This window comes from Streptomyces sp. NEAU-YJ-81, assembly GCF_017592595.1.
GTDB lineage: Bacteria > Actinomycetota > Actinomycetes > Streptomycetales > Streptomycetaceae > Streptomyces > Streptomyces hygroscopicus_B.
Genome location: NZ_JAGFNO010000010.1, coordinates 247,442 through 270,730, shown reverse-complemented (window position 1 = coordinate 270,730; position 23,289 = coordinate 247,442). Strand labels below are relative to the sequence as shown.

The following is a 23,289-nucleotide window of genomic DNA, read 5'->3' as shown; positions in this document are numbered from 1 at the left end:
TGATCACGGTCGGCGGGAGGGCGGGCAGATGGGCAAGGGCGACGCGGTGGTGGTGGGCGGAGGGCTCGCGGGCACACTGGCCGCGGGGGCGCTCCTCGGCCACGTGGACACGGTCACCCTGGTGGAACGCGACCGCTACCCGGAGCAGCCCGCCTTCCGCAAGGGCGTGCCCCAGGGCCGTCATCTGCATGTCTTCCTCAGCGGGGGGCGGCGCGCCCTGGAAGAGCTGTTCCCCGGGCTGAACGGTGAGCTGGAGGCGGCGGGCGCGCACCGTCTGGAGGCGCCGCGCGATGTGATCACCAAGGCCCCCAACGGCTGGCAACGCCGCTTCCACGAGGGCAGACACGCCACGACCAGCTGCACCCGGGCGCTGTTCGACGCCACCGTACGGGCGCGGGTGCTGGCCGAGGCCGAGGGATCCGGGACCCGGGTGGAGGTGCTCCAGGGCACCGAGGCCATCGGGCTGCTCGGCGGCGCGGACCGGGTGACCGGCGTACGGGTGCGGGCGCGCGACGCCGGGCGCACCGGCCGGGAGCTGCCCGCCGATCTGGTTATCGACGCCTCGGGGCGCGGCTCGCGCGCCCCCAAATGGCTGGCGGAACTGGGCGCTCCGGCGCCGCGCGAGGAGATCGTCGACGCGGGGATCGGCTACTGCACCCAGATGTTCCGGCCCGCCGAGCCGCTGGACATGGTGATGGTCATCCAGCCCCGCCCGGACTGTCCGCGCGGTGCGGCCTGGTCCCCGGTCGAGGGCGGCAACTGGCTGCTGACGCTGTCGGGGGTGCGCGGCCAGCATCCGCCGACCGAGGGCTCGGAGGTGCTCGACTTCGTCAAGTCCCTGAACGAGCCGACGCTTTACGAGCATCTGCGGACCTGTGAGCCGGTGTCCCCGCCGTACGGGTTCCGCGACACCTCCAACCGCCGCCGCCACTACGACGCCCCGGGCGCGCTGCCCGAGGGGTTTCTCGCGGTCTCGGACGCCGCCTGCACCTTCAACCCGATCTACGGTCAGGGCATGGCGGTGGCCGCCCTCAGCGGGCTGGCCCTGCGCCGCTGCCTGGCCGAGTCAGCTCTGCGGCCCGGTTTCGCGGCCACGGCCCAGCGAGCCGTGGCCCGGGCGAGCGACACCGCCTGGCTGACCGCCGTCGGCGCGGACCGCCCGTACGCCGCGGACGCGGGCACCACGCCGCCCGGGGCGGCCGAACGGCTGCGGAGCTGGTACTTCGGGCGGCTGGCGGACCGGGCCGCGATCGACCCGGTGGTCGGCGCGGCGTTCCGTGACGTCACGTATCTCGCGGCGGGCCCGTCCCGTCTGCTCTCCCCCGGGGTCGCCCTGCGGACGGCGCTGCTGCCGAGGGCCCGGGGCCTGACGGACCCGCCGCTGCGCGTGGAGAGCTGACCCGGGCCCGGGGCTTCCACCGGGGCGGAGCCCCGGACCCCCGGCCCGTGGGCTCCGCCGCCCCGGGACCCGGGGGATGCGCTCAGGCGGTCGCGTCGCGCAAATGCGCCGCTGCCGCCTGCTCCAGGTGGACCAGGTCGCTGCTGACGGTGGCGAAGGTGAAGCCCTGGGCCAGGCGCCCCGCGGCCGTCGCCCCGTCGGGGCAGTGGATTCCGGCGGCGATGCCCGCGGTCCGTGCCTCCTCGGCGACCTTCGCCAGCGCCGCCTCGAACTTCTCCGCCACCGAGGTGTCGGTCGAGGTCCGGCCGCCGAGCGCGATGGTGAGGTCGGAAGGGCCGATATAGGCGCCGTCGAGCCCGTCCGTGGTACAGATCTCCGCGGTGTTGGCCAGTGCCTGGGCCGTCTCGATCATCACGATGCAGGCGACCTGCTGATTGGACTCGGCCGGGGCTGGGCCCACACGCAGGCCCGAGCGCATCGGGCCGTACGAGCGCACCCCGAGCGGAGGGTAGCGGCAGGCGGCGACCGCGGCTGCCGCCTCCTCGGCGGTGTTGACCAGCGGGACGATGACCCCGCGGGCCCCGGCATCGAGGGCCTGGCCGATCCAGAAACCGTCGTTGGCCGGGACGCGCACCATACCGGCGGCGGTACCGCGGGCGTCGATGGCGGTCATCGCGCCGAGGGTGCCCTTGTAGTCGAGGAGGCCGTGCTGGGCGTCGACGCAGATGTAGTCGTAGCCGAGCCCGGCCAGGCGCTCGGTGCCCACGGGGTTGTCGAGGACGACCCAGTAGCCGATGATCCGCCGGCGGGCGCGCAGCCGGGCGGCGAAGTCGGCGGGGGAAGTGTTCATGCTGTCAGCTTCTCTCGCTCTCTCTCGTTCTGGCTCAGCGCACCGTTCCGCGTAGATCGCGCGGCGGCTCCTTGATGTCGCCCGCCCGCAGTGCGTACTGATCGTCGGACGGCGCCTCGCCCCCGTTCCGACCTGCGCCGGCACACTGTCCGCCGTTATGCGACCTCCCCGCTCCATGCGTGTTGCGAGCGGAGAGCTCGCACGATTGCGCGTAACACGCAAGACTCTGCGCAGTGTCCGCGAGGAAACAGCGCGGAATGCGCAGACTGATAATCTTGCTCAGGGCTGCGCAGAGTCGCGCAGAGTGAGGGAAGGATGGGGGCCACCATGAGCCAGGAGGCCGGTGTGGAGGAGCGCAGACGGCTGCGCGCCGGGGACCGCCGGGAACTGATCGCCCGAATGATCCAGACCGATGGCACAGTCGTCGTGGAGGAGCTGGCCCGCTCGCTGGAGGTGACCCCCTCCACCATCCGCCGGGATCTCGCGCTCCTCACCGAACAGGGCGTCATCGCCCGCACCTACGGCGGCGCGATGAGCGCGGGTCACACCGTCGAGCCCACCCTCGGGCAGCGCAGCGGGCTCGCGGTCGCCGAGAAGGACCGCATCGGGCGCTGGGCGGCCGCCCGGATCGGGCCGGGCGACACCGTCATCCTCGACGCCGGTACCACGACCGGACGGCTCGCCCACCATCTGCGCGCCCGTACCGATCTGACCGTGATCACCAGCGGGCTCACCGCGCTGCGCGAGCTGGCCGAGGCGGACGGCGTCGAGCTGATCACCCTCGCCGGGACGCTGCGCCATGTCAGCCAGGGCTTCGTCGGACCGCTCGCCGAGCTGACCCTGTCCCGGCTGACCGCGGACAAGGTCTTCCTCGGCGCCGACGGGCTGGACGCGCGGCGGGGCATCTGCGAGGCGAGCCTCCAGCAGACCTCGCTCAAGGAGATGATGGCCGACCGCGGCAAGAAGCTGTACGTCCTCGCCGACAGCAGCAAGCTGGGCCAGTCACCGTTCACCGCCTGGGCGCCGCTGGAGCGGCCGTGGACGCTGGTCACCGACAGCGGGGCCACCGATGACCAGCTCGGTCCCTTCCGGGCGCTGCCCGACGTCGAGGTGATCACCGTCTGACGACGGGCCGCTCCGGTGCGGGCGAGGGGGCCGGGAGCCTGGCGCTCCCGGCCCGCTCGGGTCAGTCCCGGTACATCCGCGGCGCGGCCGTCGTCGCGCCCACGAGGCCGAAGCTGTCCTCGACCTCGGCCTTCTCGGCGGTGTTCGGGTAGGGGTTGGTGCAGGGGATACCGGCGGTGGAGCCGGACATCAGGCTCGAACACGGCCCCGGCTTCATGTCCGGCAGGCCGAGGATATGGCCGAGCTCATGCGAGGAGATCCGCACCGTGTTGTAGCCCTCGTCGACGGCCTGGCGGCCGAAGTAGATCGTGCCGCGGCCCAGTCCGGTGGAGAGGGTACGGGGCCAGCCGTTGTCCGCGATGATGCGGACATTGGCCTGCTGCCCGGACGCGGCAGGCTTCAGCTCCACGTTGGCCACGCTCTCGTTCCAGATCGCCGCGCCCTTGGAGACGGCGTCCTTGAACTCGGCCGCCCCGCTGGCGTCGTACGTCACGACCCGCGCGGCGGCGGTGTGCTCCGCCGGGGCGGCGGAGGAGGGAGCGGCCACGGCCTGTCCGGCCGTCAGGGCGAGCACCGCCGTCACCGCGGCGGGTAAGGCACGGACGAACTTGCTGGATCTCACGATCGGCCTCCTTGTGGGGGAAGGACGGACAGAGCAAGTGGGCATGAGCATGGCACGCCGCCCATCTCATCGGCCACTGTGCCCACACACCTTGCCTCATCCGGCCGGTTGTCCACAGGTGGTCGCCGCGGGTTACGGCGGGCCCCCTAGAATCGGCGGATGGCTCTTCCCGACACCGGCCCCGATACGAGCGCCGCGCTCGGCACCGATGCGAGCGACGCGCTCGGCGTGCTGCACCGCGTCTTCGGTTACGACTCGTTCCGGGGAGGTCAGCAGGAGATCATCGACCATGTCGTGGCCGGTGGTGACGCGCTCGTCCTCATGCCGACCGGCGGTGGCAAATCGCTGTGCTACCAGATCCCGGCGCTCGTGCGGAAGGGCGTCGGCGTCGTCGTCTCCCCCCTGATCGCGCTGATGCAGGACCAGGTCGACGCGCTGCGGAACCTCGGGGTGCGGGCCGGGTTCCTCAACTCCACCCAGGACCTGGACGAGCGGCGGATGGTCGAGGCCGAGTTCCTCGCGGGCGAGCTGGACCTGCTCTATCTCGCGCCCGAGCGGCTGCGGGTCGAGTCCACGCTGCGGCTGCTGGACCGGGGCACGATCTCGCTGTTCGCCATCGACGAGGCGCACTGTGTGGCCCAGTGGGGGCACGACTTCCGGCCCGACTATCTGGCCCTGTCCGAGCTGCATGAGCGCTGGCCCACCGTGCCCCGGATCGCGCTGACCGCAACCGCCACCGAGGCCACCCACTCGGAGATCGCGTCCCGGCTGAAGCTGCAGGACGCGCTGCACTTCGTGGCCAGCTTCGACCGTCCGAACATCCAGTACCGGATCGCTCCCAAGAACGAGCCCAAAAAGCAGCTGCTGGAGCTGCTTCAGGCCGAGCACGCGGGCGACGCGGGGATCGTCTACTGCCTGTCCCGCTCCTCGGTGGAGAAGACGGCCGAGTTCCTGGTAGCCCAGGGCATCGACGCGGTGCCGTACCACGCGGGGCTGGACGCGCGGATGCGCGCCGAGCACCAGGCGCGCTTCCTGCGGGAGGACGGTCTGGTCGTGGTGGCCACGATCGCGTTCGGCATGGGCATCGACAAGCCCGATGTGCGGTTCGTGGCCCATCTGGACCTGCCCAAGTCGGTCGAGGGCTACTACCAGGAGACCGGCCGCGCCGGGCGGGACGGGCAGCCCTCCACCGCCTGGCTGGCGTACGGGCTCCAGGATGTCGTCCAGCAGCGGAAGATGATCGACACCTCGGAGGGCGACGACACCCATCGGCGCCGCCTCGGCGCCCATCTCGACGCGATGCTGGCGCTGTGCGAGACGGTGGAGTGCCGCCGGGTGGGGCTGCTGGCCTACTTCGGCCAGGAGTCCACCCCCTGCGGGAACTGCGACACCTGCCTCACTCCGCCGGAGTCCTGGGACGGCACCATCCCCGCGCAGAAGCTGCTGTCCACGGTGGTGCGGCTCAAGCGGGAGCGTAACCAGAAGTTCGGTGCGGGACAGATCATCGACATCCTGATCGGCAAGAAGACGGCCAAGGTCATCCAGTTCGACCATGACGCCCTCTCGGTGTTCGGCATCGGCACGGAGCTGCGCGAGGCCGAATGGCGTGGCGTGGTACGGCAGTTGCTGGCGCAGGGGCTGATCGGCATCGAGGGGGACTACGGCACGCTGGTGCTCTCCGACACGAGCTCGGAGGTGCTGGGCCAGCGGCGCGAGGTCAGGCTGCGGCGCGAACCGGAGAAGGCGCCGCGCGCCGCCAAGGCGAAGACGGGGGCTTCGGGGAAGTCCAAGAAGGCCCCGGTGGATCTGCCGGAGGAGGCCGTGCCGGTCTTCGAGCGGCTGCGCGCCTGGCGTGCGGCGACCGCGAAGGAGCAGGGCGTCCCCGCGTATGTGGTCTTCCATGACGCCACCCTGCGCGAGATCGCGACCCTCTCCCCCACCACGCTCGATGAGCTCGGCACGGTGAGCGGGGTCGGCGAGAACAAGCTGGTGAAGTACGGGCAGGGGATTCTGGATACCCTTGCGTCCTGACGGTACGTCAGTACGCCAATCCCAACGGGGGTTACCGATGGGTGTTACCTGAGGTAACGTCGGTCCGTGCCACAAGAGGGTGGCCGCCGGGGGCTGGGGTGCTCCGGCGGCCACTCATCTCCTCGCGCCGTTCTCGCGCCGTTCCTCACGTCGTACGCGGGCTGTCCTACAGCTCCTTGATGCGGATGTCGCGGTACGAGATCACATCATCGGTGCTGTGGACCTGGAGACCGATGTACCCGGAGGAGTACCGACGGCCGTCCGTACCGGGATCGTCCCCGCGCGGCGGGGTGAACTCCTGGCCGCCGGTGTTCTCGAACTCATTGAGCAGCACACCGTTGCGGTAGATCGAGTAGTGCTGACCGACCACCCGGATCTCATAGTCGTTCCAGCTCCCCTTGGGGGTGACCCCGGCGCCGCTGAGCCCGACCCGGTCGAAACCGTAGATCGATCCGGTCTTGTACATGTCGCCGTCGGGGCGGTCGAGGATCTGCACCTCGTGCCCGTATTTGATGGCGACCCACTCCGGACGGGACTCCTCGGGGTGGTCGTGCACATAGGGGAAGCGCACGAAGACACCGCCGTTGGCATTGCCCGTCCCGGGTGCGTCATCCCGGAACTGGAGCTTCAGCGAGAAGTCGTCGTACGTCCGCTGCGGGAACCACAGCATGCCCATGCCCTCGACCGAGGTGCTGCTGGTGATGCTGCCGTCGTCATTGAGACCGAAGGCCCCGCCGCCCACGTGCTGCCACTTGTCGTAGGACTTCTTGGTGCCGTCGAACAGCGGGCGGTAGCCCTCGTCCTGACCGGGCTTGCCGATCCCGGACTGCTTGGCCGCCTTGTTGATCGCCCGGTATTCGCGCTGGTCGATGACGCCGTCGGTGAGCAGCTTGTCGGTGACGGTGGTGACGTGCTTGAGGAAGAGGGCGTGGGAGGACCAGTCCTTCTCGTCCTCGATCAGCTCATTGATGGTGCAGCGGCTACGGGTGATGCGGTTGGGGACGCCGGTGTCCACCGTGCCGACGATCACCGTAAGGCGCTCGTCCCACTCCGGGCACGCGGGTGCGGGCACCCCGCCGCCCTCGGCCACGGTGAACGCCAGTTGCCGCGCCTCGGAGGTGTTGCCCGCCTTGTCGGTGGCGCGGTACGCGACGGTGTGGCGGCCCACCCGGTCCACCGCCACGGGGGTGGTGTAGGCGAGATACGGACCGCTGTCCAGGGAGTACTCGACCTTCTCCACCCCGGAGTCGTCGTCGGCCGCGGTGAGCGAGACCTTGGCGCTGCCCACATAGGCACCGTCGGAGTTCTTTGTTCCGTCGACCGTCGCGGAGACCGCCGGGGGTGTGGTGTCCTCGGCCGGCGGGGCCACGACGGTGAAGTCCACCGACTTCACCTCCGATACGTTCCCGGCCTTGTCCGCCGCCCGGTAGCGCACCCTGTGGGAGCCCGCGTCATGCACCATCACCGGACCGGTGTAGGGCTGGAACTCCCCCTCGCCCAGGGCGTAGTCGATCCGGTTGACCCCGGAACCGGTGTCGGAGGCGGTGATGGTCACGGTGGCCATGCCGATGTACGCACCGGACGGGTCCTTCTCACCGGAGACGGTGGCGGAGGTCTCGGGCGCCGTGGTGTCGTCCGTCGGCGGCGCCACCACGGTGAAGTCCACCGACTTCACCTCCGATACGTTCCCGGCCTTGTCCACGGCCCGGTAGCGGATGGTGTGCGGGCCCACCTGGTGGACCATCACCGGGGCGGTGTACGGCTGGAACGCCCCGTCCCCTTCCGCGAACTCGATCCGGTCCACGCCCGAGCCCTCGTCGGTGGCGGACACCGTGACGGTGGCCATCCCGATGTACGCGCCGTCCGCGTTCTTCTCGCCCTCGACCTTCGCCGTGGCGTCGGGCGCGGTGGTGTCCTCGCCACCGCCGCCGTCGGTGACCACCAGGATGCCCTGCATCTGGCCGTGGCCGGGGATGGTGCAGTGGTAGCGGTAGCGGCCGGGGCTGAGGGTGACCTCGGCGGTGTGCTTGCCGCCGCTGTCGTCCGAGGGGTTGGCGAGGATGTTCAGCGGGACGTCGTTGTTGTACTCGGGGTCGGAGACATCGAAGGTCAGGGTGTGCGGCATCCCCATCGTGTTGCCGGTGGCCGTGCTGTTCTCGAAGACGATGGTGGTCTTCCCGGCGACCGCGGTGGTGGGCGCCGAGGCGTACTTGGTGATGTCGTCACCCGCGGTCCAGGTGAGGGTCTGCTGTACGGCCTGCCGGGCGTCGTTCTGCCCGTGGGCCGCCGTGGCCGTCGCCGAGCTCAGCCCGAGGATCATGAGCAGCGCGGCGAGGAGGGGCAGCCAGGGTCTGCTGGGTTTGGGGCGCCTTCGTTTCACGGTCACTCCGCCTTCCTGGCCAGATCCTGGGCGAGCGGAGTGGGCTCGCCGCCGGTGTAGGTGATGTGCCACAGCGCCGACTTGGAGTCGGAGGTGAAGAAGCCGCGCCCGTAGTCGAGGACGTAGAGCGAGCCGTCCGGGGCGAACTTCCAGTCCATGAGGTTGCGGATGCCGTCGGCACCCACCGGGATGATCTTCTTCAGGGTTTCGGCGTGCACCGGCAGCCCGCCCTTGCCGACGGTCTTCGGGTCGGTCACCACCGCGTGGCGCGGCTGGTCGGCGTCGTAGAAGTCGCCGACGAACCACTTGCCGTCCCAGTAGGCGGGCCACTTGGTGGTGGAGTCGCTGTCGGCGTCATAGCGGTAGACCGGGCCGTTCATGGTGGCCTGACCGCCGCCCTTGAGCCACGGCAGCAGGAACTTGGCCTCGGACGCCTTGTAGCTGGGGATGCCGTTCGCGTCCCGCGGATAGTCGGGGGCGCCGCCCTGCGGCGAGTACCAGATGGTGTTCCCGGTGATGGGCGGCAGGTTCACCAGACCGTTGTTGTTGGGCGACTCGTTCTTGGGGTGGTCGCAGTCGTACCAGCCCAGGGGCTTGCTGGGGTCGGGCAGATTGCGGTCCCGGTAGGGCTGCTTGTTGCCCATGCAGAACGGCCAGCCGTGGTTGCCCGCCTTGGTGATGGCGGCGAAGGTGTCGTACTTGGCCGGGCCCCAGGTGGTGCTGGGCTCGCCCGCGTCGGGGCCGACCCATCCCGCGTAGAGGATGTCGGTCTTCTGGTCCACGAAGATCCGGGCCGGGTTGCGCACCCCCATCACATAGATCTCGCCACGGGTCTTGCCCCCGCCCTCGTCGGGCTCCTTACCGGTGAAGAGATTGCCCTCGGGGAGGGTGTAGGTGCCGTCGTCCTCGGGGTGGATCCGCAGGATCTTGCCGTTGAGGTTGTTGGTGTTGCCCGCGGTGCGGCGGGCGTCGGAGAAGGAGACGCCCTTGTAGTTCGGCTGCGGGTTGTTACCGGAGTAGCCGTCGCTGAACTGCGAGGAGTTGTTGTCGCCGGTGGCGATGTAGAGATTGCCCTTGGAGTCCCAGGACATCCCGCCGCCCGCATGGCAGCAGCTGTGGATCTGGACCGGCCAGGAGAGCAGGACCTTCTCCGAGCCGAGGTCCAGCTTGTTGTTCTTCAGGTCCAGGGTGAAGCGGGAGACGCGGCGCTCGGCCATCTGGGTGTCCCGGTTGATCCGGGAGTGCGGGGTGTAGTGGAGATACACCCAGCCGTTGTTGAGGAAGTCCGGGTCCAGCTCGATACCGAGCAGCCCCTCCTCGACCTTGATCAGCTCATCGCCGCCGCCCTTGTTGCCGAAGACGGTCAGGGCGCCCGCGAGCGTCACCTTTCCGGTGGCCGGGTCGTAGACATGGATCTGACCCTGGCCCTTGCCGATCTCCGGGTCGTTCCAGTCGGTGACCACGGGCGCGCTGTTGTCACCGCCGCCGCGGCCGATGTACAGCACCCGGCCGTCCTTGGCGACGACGAGGCCGTGCGGCTCGCCGATCTGGTCCGACTGGCCCGGCTGATTGGGCTTGGTGACGCGCTCGGCCTTGTAGTTCGCGTTGATGGTGGCCTTGCAGTCGGCGCTCGAGAGACGGGTGGTCCACAGCAGCGCGCCCCGCAGATGGGCACGGAAGTCGGTCTCCTGGAAGGTGGCGACCGTACCGCCCATCCCGGTGTAGAAGGAGCGGCCGCCGTCGTAGTCACGGCACCAGGAGATCGGGTGGTCCCAGCCGTTGGCGCCGGTGCCCGGCTGGTAGCTGGACTCGCGGACCCGGGCCACGGTGTGCACCGTGCCGGAGGGGTTGTCCTTCCAGTTGAGCCAGGTGTCCGTGCGCTTCCACTCCAGCGGCAGCTCCTTGGTGGCCGGGTGGACGCGGTCGCCGACCTCCACCACGGCCCGCTGGGCGGTGCCCGGGCTGGTGGCCGCCGGGCGGGCGCCGATCAGCCCGCCGTACCAGTCGGAGTACGGCTCGTTGCGGGCCGCGTCATGGATGCCGAGGAAGCCGCCGCCCGCCTTCATGTACGCCTCGAGCCCCGCTTCCTGCTCGGGGTCGAGCACATCGCCGGAACCGGTCAGGAAGACCACGGCGTTGTACTTGCCGAGCTTGGGCTTGGTGAAGACCGAGGCGTCGGCGGTGGCGTCGACGGTGAACCGGGTCGCCGCGGGGCCCTGGTTGCCGATCTTCTCGATGGCCTCGATGCCGGCGTTCACCGTGGCCGGCTCGTCCCCCGCGGAGCCGTGGAACACCAGGACCCGGACGTTGTCCCCGCCGGGCGGGGACGGCAGCGTGAGTGGCGCACGATCCTCGGGCCGGGCGCTGGCGGGGGTCCCGCCCAGCAGGGTCGCGGTGAGCGCGCCGAAGAGCAGTGCCGCCACTCCCGCGCGTCTCTTCCGCAGCCGACCGACTGTCATCCCTCTCCACCTTGAGGGCATTTGGTACGGTTTGTCCCGCATGGGTCACCCATCCCTCTCGCATACCGGAAACCACCGCTGAAGGAAGCTAGACGGCTTTTCGCAACCCGCCAATAGCTATGACCGCAACTCAACGAACTTTGTCCTGAGTGTGGATGAACGAGGCTCCCCCGGCTACCGTGAAAGCACCCCGGGGCATCTGCGCATCGTCAACGGCAGGGGATCCACAGCGATTTGGGAGAACGATGAGCGACGCACCCGGCATCACCTCCAGACGCGGTCTCAGCAGACGGCTCTTCACCGGCGGCGCGGCCGCCGCGGCCGTCGGACCGCTGGCCCTCACCTCCTCCGCCGCCGCGAAGGCGCCGAAGGTCCCGTCCGGCGCGGTCCGGACGGCGACCGCGGGCGGGGTGGTCCGCCATCTCAAGCTCTACGCCGAGAAGCTGCCTGACGGCCAGATGGGTTACGGCCTCGAGAAGGGCAAGGCCACCATCCCCGGTCCGCTGATCGAGCTGACCGAGGGCGACACCCTGCACATCGAGTTCGAGAACACCATGGACGTCACGGCCAGCCTCCATGTGCACGGCCTGGACTACGACGTGGCCAGCGACGGCACCCAGCTCAACCGCAGCGCCGTGGAGCCGGGCGGCACCCGCACCTACACCTGGCGCACCCACGCCCCGGGCAAGCGCGCCGACGGCACCTGGCGGCCGGGCAGCGCGGGCTACTGGCACTACCACGACCACGCGGTGGGCACCCCGCACGGCACCGGCGGCCTCCGGAAGGGGCTGTACGGCCCCGTGGTGGTGCGGCGGGCGGGCGACATCCTGCCGGACAAGCAGTTCACCATCGTCTTCAACGACATGACGATCAACAACAAGGCGGGGCATGAAGCCCCCGAGTTCCGGGCGACGGTGGGCGACCGCGTCGAGATCATCATGATCACGCACGGTGAGTACTACCACACCTTCCATATGCACGGGCACCGCTGGGCGGACAACCGCACCGGGCTGCTGGAAGGCCCGGACGATGTGAGCCGGGTCATCGACAACAAGATCACTGGGCCCGCCGACTCCTTCGGCTTCCAGGTGATCGCCGGGGAGAACGTCGGCCCCGGCGCCTGGATGTATCACTGCCATGTCCAGAGCCACTCCGACATGGGCATGGCCGGGCTGTTCCTGGTCGCCAAGGCCGATGGCACCATCCCCGGCCACGACCCGCACCGGCTGTCCGCGCACCACCACGGATAGGTGGCGAAACGATACAACGGGGCGGGCCGCCCGGCCCGCCCCGTCGTATCGTCGCCGTACCGCCCCGTCAGGCGGTGTGCAGCCGCAGGCCGTACACCGACAGGATCTCGTTGATCGGCTGGTACCAGGTCTCGCCGCCGCCGGAGCAGTTGCCCCAGCCACCCGAGGTCACGCCCTGGGCCTGGTCGCCGCTGATGAACGAGCCTCCGGAGTCACCGCCCTCGGCGCACACACTGGTCTTGGTCATCTGATACACGGCGCCCTGGCTGTAGTTCACGGTCTCGTTCTTGGCCAGGACCGTGCCGCAGTGCCAGTGGGTGGTGGAGCCGGAACGGCAGATGGAGGCGCCGATCGGGGCCTCGTTGGAGCCGCGGACCAACTGGTCGGGAACGGTGCCCCAGCCGAGCACCACCGGCACGGTCCACCAGCCGCTGCCGACGCTGACGTAGGCGTAGTCGTTGCCGGGGAAGGAGGAGCCCTGGAAGTTGCCGATGTACGAGCCGTCCCAGCCGCTGACGGAGCCCCCCGCCTGGCCGCAGTGTCCGGCCGTGACGAAGCCGCCCTGGACCGAGAAGCCTATGGAGCAGCGGACGTTGCCGGTGTAGTACGGGTCGCCGCCGACCGTGCCGGCGGCGAAGGTCGTCGGCGCCTGGGCGGGGGCCTTCTCAACGGTGACCGGGACCGAGGACGAGCGCTTGGCCTCGCGGAGGAAGGCGCGGACGGCGGCGTCGCCCTCGCTGCCCTCACGGACCCGGACCACGACGCCGCCCGCGCGGGGGTCGGCGCTCCAACTGCTCACCCCGGCCGGGGCGGCCTTCTTGCGGGCCTTGTCATCGAGGCGCGCCTTGGCCGCGTCGAGCGCGCCGGCGCTGTGCTTCACGATCCGGGTGGTGGCGCCCGTGGCCCGTACCGACGCGGCCCGCTCGGCGCTGGTGACGCCGACGACCAGCTTTCCGCTGCTCGTGTCGAACCACGAGCCGCCGTAGGACGCGCCCGCGGCGCGCTCGGCCTTGGGCTCCAGCCTCATGGCGGCGGCCTCCTGGCCGAGCCGCTCACGCGCCTGGTCCGCGGTCAGGCCGAGGTCCCGGCCGAGCGCGCGGACGAGGCCGGCGGACGGCGCCGACGCGGCGGCGGGCTTCGCCGCGGGGGCGTCGGCGCCGGATGCCGCGGCGGCGGTCGAGAAGGCCCCGCCGGCGCCCGAGAGGGCACCGAGGACGAGGAGTGCGGACAGTCCGGCACGGACAACGGGCTTCCGTCTCATGGAAGTTCCCCTTCTGTTCGGCGGGTGAGAGCGCTTTCACGTGTCGATCGCGCCGAGCCTAGCGAGCCAGGGGGGAAAGTCCAGACCAAGACCGTGGTCGGTCACACTCGGAACGGCTGCCGCGGCGGGCTCACGGGGCGTCGTCCGGATTCCAGTTGAGCAGCCGCACCTGGGCGACGGTGCGGACATGGCGGCGCATGGCCGCGGCGGCGGCCTTGGGGCGGCGCTCGGCGATGGCGTCCAGGATGCTCTGATGCTGGCCGAGCGAACGCCTGGGACGGCCGGGCTGGCGCAGCGACTCCTCGCGGCTCTCGGCGATCTGGTCGGCGATGGAGCGCATGAACTCGCCGAGCAGCGGGCTGTGCGCGGCCGCGGTGACGGCGGCGTGGAAGCGGCGGTCGCCCTCGATGCCGTAGCGCCCGGACTCGATCTCGTCCTCCATCCAGATCAGGGCCTGCTGGAGGGCCATGAGGTCGTCGTCGGTGCGGCGCTCGGCGGCGAGTTCGGCCAGCTTGGTCTCCAACGCCTCGCGGGCGTCGAGCACATCGGGCAGCCTGCGGCGGCGCTCGACCAGCCGCTCGACGGGCTCGGTGTCGAGGCTGTCGCGCAGCAGGCGCATACCGCCGCCCTGGCGCACCTCGACGAGCCCCTGCACCTCGAGGACGACGATGGCCTGTTTGACGGAGGCGCGGCTGATCCCGAGGCGCTGGGCCAGCTCGCGCTCGGTCGGCAGCCGGTCGCCCGCGCGCAGCCCGCCCTCCTCGACGTAGGCGCGCAGCCTCTCCAGCACCTGCTCGTACAGGCGCTGACGGTTCATCGGTCGCAGCGCGTCCCCGGGCATACGGGCTCCCCCCATCGCGGTTTGTGATGGCCCCGATTCGCAGCGTAGCACCGGGTGGAGGGATGGTGCGGTGGTCTGACGGACCGGTGGAGCACTGACCAATTGGCTGAGCCAATCTGCCACCGATGTCTTGACTGCTGAACCGCCCGGCCCCCAACGTGAGTCAGCCAGCAGGCCACTTGGTCCGACCGTCCCCGGTCCGCCGACCGGGTCCCCGTGACGGGAGCGCTCGATGTCCGACGAATTGATCTCAATACTCGTGCTGGTGGTGGTCTTCGTCATCGCCACTACTCGTTCGATCAACATGGGCGCCCTGTCCTTCGCCGCCGCCTTCGGCGTGGGCGAGCTGGTCGCCGACTTCAGCGCGGACCATATCTTCGCCGGGTTCCCGGGCGATCTGTTCGTGGTCCTGGTGGGGGTGACGTATCTGTTCGCCCTCGCCCGCGCGAATGGCACCACCGACTGGCTGGTGCACGCCTCGATCCGGCTGGTGGGCGGGCGGGTCGCGCTGATCCCCTGGGTGATGTTCGCGATCAGCGGGGTGCTGACCGCGATCGGGGCGGTGAGCCCGGCGGCGGTCGCGATCGTCGCCCCGCTCGCGCTCTCCTTCGCCGCGCGGTACCGCATCAGCCCGCTGCTGATGGGTGCCATGGTGGTGCACGGCGCCCAGGGCGGCGGCTTCTCCCCGATCAGCATCTACGGCTCGATCGTCAACGGCATCGTGGACCGGGAGAAGCTCCCCGGCAACGAGGTCACGCTGTTCCTCGCGAGCCTGGTGGTCAACCTGATCATCGCCGCCGTCGTCTTCGTCGTCTGCGGCGGGCTGAAGCTCCCCAGGACCGCCGTCGCCGCCGGGGAGGAGCGGGAGGACGGGGCGGGGGAGGCGCCGGCCGACGCGGAGGGCCGTCTCACCCCGGCCCGTATCGCCACGCTGAGCGCGCTGGTGGTGCTGGTGGTCGCGGTGCTCGCCTTCGACCTGGACGCCGGGCTCACCTCGATCACCCTCGCCGTGGCCCTGAGCGTCTTCTGGCCGGACCACGGCAAGAAGGCCGTGAACGAGGTCACCTGGCCCACCGTGCTGCTGATCTGCGGTGTGCTCACCTATGTCGGGGTGCTGGATGAGATGGGCACCATCGACTACGCGGGCAAGGCGGTCAGCGACATCGGGATTCCGCTGCTCGCCGCCCTGCTGCTCTGCTACATCGGCGCGATCGTCTCCGCCTTCGCCTCCTCGGTGGGCATCATGGGCGCGCTGATCCCGCTCGCCGTTCCCTTCCTGGCCCAGGGCGACATCGGCGCGGTGGGGATGATCGCGGCCCTCGCGGTGTCGGCGACCGTCGTCGATGTCAGCCCCTTCTCGACCAACGGGGCGCTGGTGCTGGCCAACGCGCCGGATGTGGACCGGGACCGGTTCTTCCGGCAGCTGATGGTCTACGGCGGGATCATGGTGGTGGCGGTGCCCCCGGTCGTCTGGCTGGCGTTGGTGGTCCCCGGCCTCGGCTGAGCGGGCCGACGGGGGCTGCCACCCGGGGTTCAGGCCGCGGCTTCAGCCGGGCGGCAGCGGAACCCAGCGGGATTCGCCCGGGGCGACGGTCAGCGAGCGGTCGGCGAGCCGCACGTCGATCGGGGACTCCTCCGAGTCCGGCACGCTGATCCACAGCCTCCCGGCCCGCACCCGCAGGGCGACGCCCCAATGGCCGCGATAGCGCACCGAGAACCGGTACTCCGACAGCCCGGACAGCTCGGGGAGCGGCACCGGGTCCAGCCACAGGGCGTCCTCGCGGGTCTCCAGCCCGGTCAGGCCGCGCTGCACCAGATCGAGGGTGCCGCCCATGGCGCCGAGGTGGATGCCCTCGCCTGTGGTGCCGCCCTGGACGTCCGCCACGTCGCCGAGCAGCGCCTCCTGGCAGTGCCGCCACGCCTCGGCCCGGCGCGCCCGCACCAGCACCCAGCCGTGCACCAGCTCGCTGAGGGTCGAGCCGTGGCTGGTCCGGGGCAGGTAGTACGCCACGGTGTCCCGCCAGACGTCGTCGTCCAGGACGTAGCCGAGCCGCCGGAAGAGGCCCGACAGCTCGGCGGGGGAGAAGAGGTAACCGAGCATCAGCGCGTCGGCCTGCTTGGAGACCTGATACCGGTTGACGGAGTCGCCCTCGGACTCCAGGATCCGGTCCAGCCGGCGGATGTCGCCGTAGCGGGCGCGGTAGCCGTCCCAGTCGAGTTCGGCCAGCTCTCTGTAGCCCTCGAACTGGCTGATGACGCCCCGGTGGAAGGGGACCAGCAGCCGCCGTGAGACGTCCTCCCAGCGCTCCGGCTCCGCGCGGTCCAGGCCCACCCGCTCGAACAGCTCGCGGCGGCGCGGCTCGGGCAGGGTGCGGGCCATCTCCAGGGCCCGGTCGAGCACCCAGGCGGCGGTGACGTTGGTGTACGCGTTGTCGTCGATCCCGGGGCGGTCGGTGCCGGGATAGCCGTCGTGGTACTCGTCGGGCCCGACCACCCCGCGGATGCGGTACCGCCCGCGGTCCGGATCCATGACGGCGGTGTCCGCCCAGAAGCGGGCGATCTGCACCAGCATCTCCGCGCCCTTGGTGTACAGGAAGTCGGTGTCGCCGCTGGCCTGGCAGTACTGCCACACGTTGTACGCCACCGCCGAGCCCACATGGTGCTGCAGCCGGGAGTGGTCCGGCAGCCAGCGGCCGGAGCGCGGGTTCAGATGCAGCGTCTGGGTCTCCTCACGCCCGTCGCCGCCGCTCTGCCACGGGTACATCGCCCCGGCCCGCCCGGCGTCCGCGGCGGCGCGGCACGCCTGGGGCAGCCGCCGGTGGCGGTAGTGCAGCAGGGCCCGGGACACCTCGGGGAAGTGCAGGTTCAGATACGACAGCACGAACAGCTCGTCCCAGAAGACATGGCCGCGGTACGCCTCGCCGTGGAGGCCGCGGGCCGGGACGCCCACGTCCAGCTCCGCGGTGTGCGGCGAGAGCGTCTGCAGGATGTGGAACAGGTGCAGCCGCAGGATGTGGCCCGCCTCGCCGGGGACCTCCAACGCCGCCTCGCGCCACAGGTGTTCCCATGCGGTGCGGTGGGAGGCGAGCAACTTCCCGAACTCCGGCGCCCGGGCCACTGCGTCGAGGGCGGCCTGGGTCGGATCGCTCATCGCGGGGTCCTTGGAGGTGTACACCGCCACGGTCTTCTCGACGATGACCGGAGCGTCCGGCCCGACCGGCAGGGCCAGGGTGCGCATCGCCGCGCTCTCGGTGAGCCGCTGCCCGCTGCCGGTGGGCGCGCCGCGAACGGCCCGGGTGCGCGCGGCCATGGCCACGCGCACCTCGGAAGTGGTGGTGCGGCAGCTCAGCCATACGGTGTCGGGGCCCCCGGCGCCGGTGCGCCGGTCGATGAGATGGCGGCCCGACAGCGCCGCGTAGCGGGCCACGCCGGTGTTGGCCACGGCACCGTCGAGCCCCGACTCCAGCTCGACGGTGCCGGACCAGCCCTCGGCCCGGAGGGTGATGCGCATCGCCGCCAGGTGCGGATCGCCCATGTGGACGAGCCGCTCCTGGTCGACGTGGAGCACCCGGCCGTGCCGGTCGGTGTACCGCAGCCGCCGCATGAGGATGCCGTGCCGGAGGTCGAGGGTCTGCCGGTAGCCGGTCAGCTCGGCCCCGTCGGGTGTGAGCCAGCCGCCGGTGCCGGCGGGCCGGTCCGGGTCGTGGACGCGGTAGCGCAGCGGCAGCCAGTTCGGCAGGTTGACCAGGTCCTCGTTCTGGACCTGCCGTCCGCCGATCACCGACGTCAGCCGGTTGTAGCAGCCCGCCACATAGGTGCCCGGGTAGTGCGTCTCATCGGCTGCCGCCTCGGAGGCCGCGCCCCGGGTGGCGAGATAGCCGTTGCCGAGCGTGCACAGCGACTCGCGCAACCGCTCCTCGCCGGGCTCATAGCCCTCGTACTCCCACGCCCAGTCCGCCACGGCCGCTCACCGGCTCTCCTCCCTCGACACCCCCATTGTCGTCCGGGCCGCGGGACTTCACCGGCTGCGCCGCGCCCCCGCGCGGCGGGCGCTCAGCAGATCTTGTAGTCGACCCGGCTGCTGTTGTACGAGCAGGTGTCGACCGTGGAGCCGCCGGTCTTGCGGAGGGTGGCCTTGTCGGCGTCGTTGTTCCAGACGTACGCCCGGCGGTCCTGGTACTTGGTGGCCGAGGTGTCGGAGCCGATGCCGGTCCGGACGGTCACGGTCTTGCCCGCGCCGAGGGTGTAGCTCGGGAAGGTGTACTTGTGGTTGCTCGCGTCGACGAGCACCCAGCCCTTCAGGCTGACCCCGCGCGAGGTGGAGTTCTTGATCTGGACGTACTCGCCGTTGAGGCTGGAGGTGCTCCGGTTGTCCGTGCCGGGCGAGTCGTAGTAGATCTTGGAAAGGTGTACGGAGCCCGCGGCACCGGCGGGCGTCGCCGGGTACAGCAGGGCGATCGCGCAGCCGGCGGCGAGCGCCGCGCCGATGCGGGCGGTGTATGCGGACATGAGGTCCCCCCTTGCGTCGTGCATGGTGAAGCAGTGGTAACGCAGGACGGACGGGCGGCCGCGCCCGAAGATGGTTTGGAGTCAGCGAGCTGACTCCTTCGGTGCGGCCGTCCGTCCGTCTTCCCCCCACCTGTGTGGAGGACCAGATTGGACCACGGCTGAACGTGGCGGCAGGGCTGCGCGGCCCTTGCTCCAGGGCCGTATGGCCCTAGCGCGGATCCGATCCGCGGCTATATCCGGCGGGGGTCGCCGGGGGCGAGGCGGCGTCAGCGGCCGAACTGCGCACCGCCGTTGATGTGCAGGACCTGACCGGTGACGTACGCGGCCTCCGGGGAGGCCAGATAGCGGATGGCGGCCGCGATCTCGACGGGCGTCCCGGGCTGCCCGGTGAGCGTCTGCCCGATCTGCTGGGCGATGAACTCGGGCGTGCCGCGCTCGCCGAAGAACTCGGTGTCCTCGACATAGCCGGGGGCCACCGCGTTGGCGGTGACGCCCTCCGGGCCGAGCCGCTTGGCCAGCTCGAAGGTGTAGGTGTGCAGCGCGGCCTTGGTGCCGCCGTACGATCCGGGACCGCGCAGCGCCGCGACCGAGGACAGATGGACGATCCGGCCGCCGGGCCGGGTGAGGTGGGGCACCAGCGCCTCGGTGAGCAGTACGGCGGTCAGCACGTTGGCCGCGAAGTTCCGCTGGTACTGGTCGGCGATGCCTTCGAGGGTGCCGTCGTTGGAGGCCGCGACATTGCCGCCGGCGTTGGTGACGACGACGTCCACCCCACCGTCCGCCGTGATGAACTCGGCGGCGCGCCGGGTCTGCTCGGGGTCGCTGAGGTCCGCACTGGTCCAGGTGACCAGGTCGGGGCCGTAGGCGGCGTTGAGCTTGTCCGCCGCCGTGCGCAGCACCTCGGCGCGGCGCCCGAGGATGACCACCCGGTCCCCTTCGGCGGCGAAGGTCTCCGCGGCCGCCAGTCCTATGCCGGTACCGCCGCCCGACACCACGATCCGTCGCCCCATCACGGGCCTCCTCCGTGCAGCTTATTGAATTCCAGTCACATCTATGAACCGCACGCTAGGGAGAAAGCGCATTCCCGTCAAGGCTCAGTACCCAACAGGCAGGCTGTTGCCTTGCGTTCACTATTGACAGGTTCTGTTGGGGATGGCGCAATGGCGGCGCCCCACTTGTCCCAGCAACAGCCTCAGTAGCTGTTCCAGCAAGGAGGACATGTGCGTTTTCGTTCATCTTTCGCCAGATCCGTGGTCGCGACCGTGGCCTTGGCGCTTGGCGCGCTCGGTCTGCTGACCGGTCCAGGTCCGGCCGCGGCCGACACCCCCTCCGACGACTCCCCGGTCGTCCACGGCCTCCGCGGCGACTACTACCTCCAGTCCGCCCCGGGGGCCTTCGACTTCCACGAGCTGAAGGCCACCAGCCTCGACACCGCCCTGGACTTCGGCAATCTGGATCCGCGGCTGCAGGCCACCACCGGACGGTCCGACGACGTCAGCGTCCGCTGGACCGGCCAGATCACACCGGAGCGCTCCGGTGCGCACACCTTCTCGATCACCGGCGACAACGGCTTCCGGCTGTGGATCGACGGCAAACCGGTCATCGACCACTGGGTGGACGACTGGGACAAGGAGCAGACCTCCCAGCCCGTCGAGCTCACCGCGGGCAAGGCGTACGACATCAAGGTCGAGTACTTCGAGCACTACGGCGGCTCCAACCTCCATCTGTCCTGGACCCCGCCGGGCGCGGCCAAGGCGCCCGTGCCCGCGTCCGCCTTCCGGCTGCCCGCCGACTTCGACTACGACGGCCCGGTGACCAGCGCCGTCCAGCCCGACGGCCGCACCCTGCTGCTGGACTTCGCCCAGCCCCTGACCACTCCCCCGGCCGATCTGACGTCACATCTGACCGCCGTCATCGGCGGCGCGGCCTGGCCGCTCGGGCGCGCCCGGCTGGACGCTTCCGACCCGTCCCGGCTGCTGCTCGCCCTGAAGGAGCCGGTGGTCGGCCGCGGCGGCGAGGCCGTCGTGCGCTACGACGGCGAGGGCGGCCTGGAGGACGGCGACGGCGCCATCGAGCCGTATGTGTCGTTCGGCGGCAACACGTCGACGTATCAGCTGAGCACCCCCTGGGCCAAGGACGTCGGCCCGGACAACGCCCACCCCGAGTACCCGCGCCCCCAGCTCACCCGTGATCAGTGGCGCAACCTCAACGGCAACTGGCAGTTCGCCGCCGCGAAGGAGGGGGAGAAGCCCCCCGTCGGGCAGCGGCTCAAGGAGCGGATCCTGGTTCCCTACCCGGTGGAGTCCAAGCTCTCCGGCGTGGAGCGCCATGAGGACCGCATGTGGTACCGGCGGACGTTCACCGTCCCGGCCGACTGGAAGGTCGGCGACGGAAAGCGGTTGCGGCTGAACTTCGACGCCGTCGACTGGCAGGCCGAGGTGTATGTCAACGGCACCCGGGTGGCCGACCACCGCGGCGGCTACGACCGGTTCAGTGCCGATGTCACCGACGCCCTGCGGCCGGGCCGCACCCAGGAGCTGATCGTCGGCGTCTACGACCCGACGGACGCGGCCGACGGCGAGAACCCGCCGATGGGCAAGCAGCGTCTCGACCCCAGCGGCATCTTCTACACCCCCTCCTCCGGGATCTGGCAGACCGTCTGGATGGAGCCGGTCGCCACCGACCACGTGGACACGCTCAAGCTGACCCCGGACGTCCCCGGCGAAACCCTCACCACCGAGGTCCGCGGGGTGCGGGACGGCGTCCCGGTCACCGCGACCGCCTACGACGGACGGCGCGTGGTCGGCACCGCCACCGGGCGCACCGGGAAGCCGCTCACCGTCCCCGTGCCCTCGCCGCACCTGTGGTCCCCCGACGATCCGCATCTGTACCAGCTGAAGGTCACGGTCGGCCGGGGCCCCTCGGCGGACCGGGTGGAGAGCTACTTCGGCATGCGGAGCATCGCCGTCAAGGAGGTGGACGGCAAGAAGCGCACGGTGCTCAACGGGAAGCCGATCTTCTCCATGGCCACCCTCGACCAGGGGTTCTGGCCCGACGGGCTGCACACCGCGCCGACCGACGAGGCCCTCGCCTACGACCTGAAGATGCACAAGCGCATGGGCTTCAACTCGGTGCGCAAGCACATCAAGGTCGAGCCCGACCGCTGGTACTACTGGGCCGACCGGCTGGGCCTGATGGTGTGGCAGGACATGCCCGCCATGAACACGGTCACCCCGTCCGAGAAGGCGCAGGCGCAGTACGAGCACGAGATGAAGCGGATGATCGACCAGCACATCAGCAGTCCGTCGATCGCCATCTGGGTCACCTTCAACGAGAGCTGGGGCCAGTACGGCGGCCCGAAGGTGCCCGAGCTCGCCAAGGGCTGGGACCCCACCCGGCTCATCGACGGCGCCAGCGGCTGGAACGACACCGGCAACGGCGACCTCGCCGATATCCACGCCTATCCCGGACCGGGCGATCCGCGCCCCGACGCCTCACGGGCGGGCGTCACCGGGGAGTACGGCGGCCTGGGCCTGGCCATACCGGGACACGCCTGGCCCGTGCAGCACACCTATGTCGGCGTGGACAAGGACCAGTACACCGAGGAGTATCTGAAGCTGCTGGACAAGGTGCGCGAGCTGGTCGCGTGCAACGGCAGCAGCGGGGCCGTCTACACCCAGATCACGGATGTGGAGGGCGAGCTCAACGGGCTTCTCACCTATGACCGCAAGGAGATCAAGCCCGATGTGGAGCGGCTGCGCCGGGCCCATCAGGCGCTGATCCGCGACGCGGCGGACCCGGCGTCCATGGAGTGCACCACGTAAGCACACGGCTCGGCCATGGTGGTGACCCGTTCCGGGGCGCGGCAGCCCCGGGGCGGGTCATTCCGTCACCAGCGCCTCGATGGCGGCGACCGTACGGTCCACCACCACGTCGTACAGCCTGCTCTGCGCCTGCGGCAGCCTCGACAGCAGCGGGGCGACCGCTTCCCGCTCCTCCTGGGGGTAGAGGGCCAGCGCCTCGCTCAGGGCGTCCAGTTTGCGGGCGGAGACGGGGCCGCGGTGGGTCTCGTAGACCGCGTGGCCGATGACGGTGGAGCCGATGAGGGTCACCGCCAGCGCGAGATCGTCCTCGGTCAGCCGCAGGGGACGCAGCATCCGGGTCAGGGTCACCAGGGAGGAGATCCGGGCGGGCTGCTGGGTGGCGGCCATATAGGGGAGCAGCTGGCGGTGGGGCAGCAGATAGTCGCGGCTGCTGTGCATCCAGGCGCGCAGCCGCTCCTGCCAGGTCTCCCCCGGCGGGTCCTTGTGCTGGGTCTCGGCCAGGACCCGGTCGGCCACGGCCTGGAGGAGATCGTCGCGGTCGGGGAAGTAGCGGTAGAGCGCCATGGGGGCGGAACCGACCGCCTCGGCGACCTTCTTGACGGTCAGCGCGACCTCCGGCTCGCGGAGCGCCAGCTCCGCGGCGCTGCGGACGATCTGCTCGCGCGACAGGCGGGGCGGGCGCCCACGTCCCCTGCGGACGGTCCCCTCCGCGGTCCCGGCCATCCGGTGTCCTTTCGC

At 70.7% G+C, this 23,289-nt stretch carries 16 protein-coding genes; 6 read left to right on the top strand and 10 right to left on the bottom strand.

The features are described 5' to 3' along the window. The first annotated feature begins 28 nt into the window (after positions 1–28). Complete coding sequence (locus J5X86_RS23695) at positions 29–1,399, top strand: NAD(P)/FAD-dependent oxidoreductase (protein ID WP_208518746.1); 1,371 nt, start codon at positions 29–31, stop codon at positions 1,397–1,399. Between the two features lie 82 nt (positions 1,400–1,481). On the opposite strand, the gene J5X86_RS23690 is transcribed toward J5X86_RS23695, so the two are convergent. Continuing rightward, positions 1,482–2,249, bottom strand: a complete 768-nt coding sequence (locus J5X86_RS23690; protein WP_208518745.1) for an HpcH/HpaI aldolase/citrate lyase family protein — start codon at positions 2,247–2,249, stop codon at positions 1,482–1,484. 327 nt (positions 2,250–2,576) lie between these two features. On the opposite strand from J5X86_RS23690, the gene J5X86_RS23685 reads away from it, so the two are divergent. Then, positions 2,577–3,374, top strand: coding sequence for a DeoR/GlpR family DNA-binding transcription regulator (locus J5X86_RS23685; protein WP_243981148.1), 798 nt, complete (start codon positions 2,577–2,579; stop codon positions 3,372–3,374). A gap of 61 nt (positions 3,375–3,435) precedes the next feature. On the opposite strand, the gene J5X86_RS23680 is transcribed toward J5X86_RS23685, so the two are convergent. After that, complete coding sequence (locus J5X86_RS23680) at positions 3,436–3,996, bottom strand: snapalysin family zinc-dependent metalloprotease (protein ID WP_078639166.1); 561 nt, start codon at positions 3,994–3,996, stop codon at positions 3,436–3,438. A 159-nt stretch (positions 3,997–4,155) separates the two neighbouring features. On the opposite strand from J5X86_RS23680, the gene recQ reads away from it, so the two are divergent. After that, the gene (gene recQ / locus J5X86_RS23675) at positions 4,156–6,027 is read left to right on the top strand and encodes a DNA helicase RecQ (protein ID WP_208518743.1); all 1,872 of its coding nucleotides are present in this window, start codon (positions 4,156–4,158) and stop codon (positions 6,025–6,027) included. Positions 6,028–6,193: 166 nt separating this feature from the next. On the opposite strand, the gene J5X86_RS23670 is transcribed toward recQ, so the two are convergent. Both J5X86_RS23670 and J5X86_RS23665 read right to left on the bottom strand, forming a co-directional pair. Continuing rightward, the gene (locus tag J5X86_RS23670) at positions 6,194–8,347 is read right to left on the bottom strand and encodes an OmpL47-type beta-barrel domain-containing protein (protein ID WP_243981233.1); all 2,154 of its coding nucleotides are present in this window, start codon (positions 8,345–8,347) and stop codon (positions 6,194–6,196) included. A gap of 62 nt (positions 8,348–8,409) precedes the next feature. After that, positions 8,410–10,866 carry a ThuA domain-containing protein gene (locus tag J5X86_RS23665; RefSeq protein ID WP_208518742.1) on the bottom strand — a complete coding sequence of 819 codons (2,457 nt, stop codon included), beginning with the start codon at positions 10,864–10,866 and terminating at the stop codon, positions 8,410–8,412. A gap of 245 nt (positions 10,867–11,111) precedes the next feature. On the opposite strand from J5X86_RS23665, the gene J5X86_RS23660 reads away from it, so the two are divergent. Continuing rightward, positions 11,112–12,116, top strand: a complete 1,005-nt coding sequence (locus J5X86_RS23660) for a multicopper oxidase domain-containing protein (RefSeq protein WP_208518741.1) — start codon at positions 11,112–11,114, stop codon at positions 12,114–12,116. Between the two features lie 67 nt (positions 12,117–12,183). Here the strand turns inward: J5X86_RS23660 and J5X86_RS23655 are convergent, their stop codons facing one another. Continuing rightward, a complete protein-coding gene (locus J5X86_RS23655; protein ID WP_208518740.1) occupies positions 12,184–13,377 on the bottom strand; it encodes a S1 family peptidase in 1,194 nt (397 codons plus the stop codon). 130 nt (positions 13,378–13,507) lie between these two features. Continuing rightward, positions 13,508–14,218 carry a FadR/GntR family transcriptional regulator gene (locus J5X86_RS23650; protein ID WP_078639171.1) on the bottom strand — a complete coding sequence of 237 codons (711 nt, stop codon included), beginning with the start codon at positions 14,216–14,218 and terminating at the stop codon, positions 13,508–13,510. Positions 14,219–14,450: 232 nt separating this feature from the next. On the opposite strand from J5X86_RS23650, the gene J5X86_RS23645 reads away from it, so the two are divergent. After that, positions 14,451–15,722: an SLC13 family permease gene (locus J5X86_RS23645; RefSeq protein WP_208518739.1), complete on the top strand. Its 1,272-nt coding sequence runs from the start codon at positions 14,451–14,453 to the stop codon at positions 15,720–15,722. Between the two features lie 42 nt (positions 15,723–15,764). On the opposite strand, the gene J5X86_RS23640 is transcribed toward J5X86_RS23645, so the two are convergent. The 3 genes from J5X86_RS23640 to J5X86_RS23630 form a co-directional block, all read right to left on the bottom strand. Further along, positions 15,765–18,179 (bottom strand): glycoside hydrolase family 65 protein, encoded by a 2,415-nt coding sequence (locus tag J5X86_RS23640; protein ID WP_208518738.1) that lies wholly within the window; start codon positions 18,177–18,179, stop codon positions 15,765–15,767. Positions 18,180–18,271: 92 nt separating this feature from the next. Continuing rightward, complete coding sequence (locus J5X86_RS23635; protein WP_208518737.1) at positions 18,272–18,727, bottom strand: lamin tail domain-containing protein; 456 nt, start codon at positions 18,725–18,727, stop codon at positions 18,272–18,274. Positions 18,728–18,993: 266 nt separating this feature from the next. After that, complete coding sequence (locus J5X86_RS23630; protein WP_078639175.1) at positions 18,994–19,737, bottom strand: SDR family NAD(P)-dependent oxidoreductase; 744 nt, start codon at positions 19,735–19,737, stop codon at positions 18,994–18,996. Between the two features lie 252 nt (positions 19,738–19,989). On the opposite strand from J5X86_RS23630, the gene J5X86_RS23625 reads away from it, so the two are divergent. Next, entirely contained in the window at positions 19,990–22,551 is a 2,562-nt protein-coding gene (locus J5X86_RS23625; RefSeq protein WP_308124697.1) for a PA14 domain-containing protein, read from the top strand. A 57-nt stretch (positions 22,552–22,608) separates the two neighbouring features. Here the strand turns inward: J5X86_RS23625 and J5X86_RS23620 are convergent, their stop codons facing one another. Beyond that, the gene (locus tag J5X86_RS23620) at positions 22,609–23,274 is read right to left on the bottom strand and encodes a TetR/AcrR family transcriptional regulator (RefSeq protein WP_208518735.1); all 666 of its coding nucleotides are present in this window, start codon (positions 23,272–23,274) and stop codon (positions 22,609–22,611) included. Between the last annotated feature and the right edge of the window lie 15 nt (positions 23,275–23,289).

Coding starts and splice junctions, on each gene's coding strand:
- J5X86_RS23695 (WP_208518746.1), top strand. CDS start 29: ATGGGCAAGGGCGACGCGGTGGTGGTGGGCGGAGGGCTCGCGGGCACA.
- J5X86_RS23690 (WP_208518745.1), bottom strand. CDS start 2,249: ATGAACACTTCCCCCGCCGACTTCGCCGCCCGGCTGCGCGCCCGCCGG.
- J5X86_RS23685 (WP_243981148.1), top strand. CDS start 2,577: ATGAGCCAGGAGGCCGGTGTGGAGGAGCGCAGACGGCTGCGCGCCGGG.
- recQ (WP_208518743.1), top strand. CDS start 4,156: ATGGCTCTTCCCGACACCGGCCCCGATACGAGCGCCGCGCTCGGCACC.
- J5X86_RS23670 (WP_243981233.1), bottom strand. CDS start 8,347: ATGATCCTCGGGCTGAGCTCGGCGACGGCCACGGCGGCCCACGGGCAG.
- J5X86_RS23665 (WP_208518742.1), bottom strand. CDS start 10,866: ATGACAGTCGGTCGGCTGCGGAAGAGACGCGCGGGAGTGGCGGCACTG.
- J5X86_RS23660 (WP_208518741.1), top strand. CDS start 11,112: ATGAGCGACGCACCCGGCATCACCTCCAGACGCGGTCTCAGCAGACGG.
- J5X86_RS23655 (WP_208518740.1), bottom strand. CDS start 13,377: ATGAGACGGAAGCCCGTTGTCCGTGCCGGACTGTCCGCACTCCTCGTC.
- J5X86_RS23650 (WP_078639171.1), bottom strand. CDS start 14,218: ATGCCCGGGGACGCGCTGCGACCGATGAACCGTCAGCGCCTGTACGAG.
- J5X86_RS23645 (WP_208518739.1), top strand. CDS start 14,451: ATGTCCGACGAATTGATCTCAATACTCGTGCTGGTGGTGGTCTTCGTC.
- J5X86_RS23635 (WP_208518737.1), bottom strand. CDS start 18,727: ATGTCCGCATACACCGCCCGCATCGGCGCGGCGCTCGCCGCCGGCTGC.
- J5X86_RS23630 (WP_078639175.1), bottom strand. CDS start 19,737: ATGGGGCGACGGATCGTGGTGTCGGGCGGCGGTACCGGCATAGGACTG.
- J5X86_RS23620 (WP_208518735.1), bottom strand. CDS start 23,274: ATGGCCGGGACCGCGGAGGGGACCGTCCGCAGGGGACGTGGGCGCCCG.